The 2,228-nt window shown below is 73.9% G+C and carries 2 protein-coding genes and 1 pseudogene; 2 read left to right on the top strand and 1 reads right to left on the bottom strand.

The annotated features are described in order from the left end of the window. The coding region (locus FOE67_RS23320; protein ID WP_182666812.1) for a sulfurtransferase TusA family protein at nucleotides 1-388 on the top strand (388 nt) is incomplete at its 5' end. Here FOE67_RS23320 and FOE67_RS23315 read toward each other — a convergent pair. Beyond that, a complete protein-coding gene (locus FOE67_RS23315) occupies nucleotides 378-1,358 on the bottom strand; it encodes a carbohydrate kinase family protein (protein WP_182666811.1) in 981 nt (326 codons plus the stop codon). The two genes, FOE67_RS23320 and FOE67_RS23315, sit on opposite strands and share 11 nt — an antisense overlap. Nucleotides 1,359-1,612: 254 nt before the next feature. On the opposite strand from FOE67_RS23315, the pseudogene FOE67_RS23310 reads away from it, so the two are divergent. Next, nucleotides 1,613-2,228: pseudogene (locus FOE67_RS23310) on the top strand (hypothetical protein); the annotation flags it as partial.

Genomic DNA, 2,228 nt, shown 5'->3' with positions numbered 1-2,228 from the left:
TAAGATACCGACCGGGGACGGCACGGGGGACGACGCCGGGGGCAACGAGGTGACGGTGGACGCCCTGGGCCTGCTCTGTCCCCGGCCGGTGATCGAGCTGGCGCGGGCGATGAGACGGGTGCGCCCGGGCGGCGTGGTCACCGTGCTGGCCGACGACGGGGCGGCGGAGCTGGACATCCGTGCCTGGTGTCACCTGCGAAAACAGGAGTTCCTGGACGAGGAACCGTGGGGTGACGACCCCGAGGGGGACGTCCGGGCCTACCGGGTGCGCCGCACCGGGCACCCGATCCCGGCGGACGACCCGGGGGCCCGCCGGGTGCCGGGGACACCGTCGGCGGGGGACCCCCGACCCGCGGGGCCCCCCGCCGGGGACGATCTCAGGCCGTGACGATCCAATCGCGCACCTCGTCGGCGGCGTCGGCACCGTAGGCCTTCGCGAAGCGCTCGATGAACGACTCCCGGCGCAGCTCGTACTCCTGGGTGCCCACGGTCTCGATGACCAGGGTGGCGAGCATGCATCCCAGCTGTGCGGCGCGCTCGATGCCGCCGCCGCGGGCCAGCGCGGAGAGGAAACCGGCCCGGAAGGCGTCGCCCACGCCGGTGGGGTCCGCCTTGCGCTCCTCCTCGGGGCAGCCCACCCGCAGCTCGGGTTCACCGGCGCGCTCGATCAGCACGCCCCGGGCGCCCAGGGTGGTCACCCGGGTACCGACGCGTTCGAGCACCGTCGCGGCGTCCCAGCCGGTCTTGCTCTCGATCAGGGCCTTCTCGTACTCGTTGCTGAAGAGGTAGGCGGCGCCGTCGGTGAGGTCCCGGATCTCCGACCCCTCCATGCGGGCGAGCTGCTGGGAGAAGTCGGCGGCGAAGGGGATGCCCCGGGTGCGGCACTCCTCGGTGTGCCGCATCATGGCCTCCGGGTCGTCGGCCCCGATGTGCACCAGGTCCAACCCGCCCACCCGGTCGGCGACCGTCTGCAGCTCGATCAGCCGGGCCTCGCTCATCGCGCCGGTGTAGAAGGAGCCGATCTGGTTGTGGTCGGTGTCGGTGGTGCAGATGAACCGGGCGGTGTGCAGCATCTCGGAGACGTGCACCGAGGCGGTGTCCACCCCGTGCCGGTCGAGCCAGGCGCGGTACTCGGCGAAGTCCGGACCGACCGCCCCGACCAGGATCGGGGAGACGCCCAGCTGTCCCATCCCGAAGGAGATGTTGGCCGCCACACCGCCGCGGCGCACCTGGAGCCCGTCCACCAGGAAGGACAGCGAGACGGTGTGCAGTTGCTCGCCGACCAGCTGGTCGGCGAAGCGGCCGGGGAAGGTCATCAGGTGGTCGGTCGCGATCGAGCCGCAGACGGCGATGCGCACGGGGTACTCCCGGGGAGAGGACGAGGGGGAAGCCGACGGGGAACGGCGGAACGGCCCCGCGACGACGCGGAACGGAACCTCCACAGGCTACCGGGCATGGACCGGCGTCGAACGGAAACCCGAGGAGGACGCCGGGACCCCCGGCACCCTCGGGCGCGGACCGGGGACGGGAACCCCCGTCGCGGTCGTCCCGTCCAACAGGAGCGGGACGGAACGGAACCGGTGCCCGTCCCCCGGAGCGAGGAGTGAGGACCGTGGCGGAGAAGGAGATCATCGCGTCGGACGGCGGCCCCGGGCCGCGCCGGCGCCACTGGCCGGCCGTCACGGCGGTGACGGCGGCGGTGGCCCTGGTCGCGGGCGCCGTGTGGGCCGGTTCGGGCGCGCTCGACGGCGGTGAGGGGGCGACGGCCGCTCCCCCGCTGGTCCTGAACGGCCCGCTGGCGCGGGGGGTCGCGGACTCCGGCGCCGCCGAGTACGCCGCGATGCCCGGATGGGACGGGGTACCGGGCGACGGATACGTCGCCGACGGTGACCTGCCCGAGGGCCCGACCCATGGACGGGTGCACCGGTTCGAGGGAGAGGTGCCCCGGGAGCGGGTGGTCGAGCTGGCGGACCTGCTGGGGGTGGACGGCGAGCCCGTGGACCGGGGCGATCACTGGACGGTGGGCGGTGGTGAACCCGGCGACCCGACCCTGGTGGTGGAGCGGGCGGCACCCGGTACCTGGACCTTCCACACGCACGGGTTCCCCGAGGAGCCGGTGCCGCTGCCCGAGGAGGTGGACCTGGTGGTCCCCTCCCCGGTGGACCCGGACACGCCGGTGGACGACGGCGGGGGCTCCCCGGGATGGGACGGGGGCTGTCTCTTATACA

The organism is Streptomyces calidiresistens, from assembly GCF_014141525.1.
GTDB lineage: Bacteria > Actinomycetota > Actinomycetes > Streptomycetales > Streptomycetaceae > Streptomyces > Streptomyces calidiresistens.
Note: the sequence above shows the minus strand (reverse complement) of the source record. Positions and strands in the feature narration are given on the sequence as shown.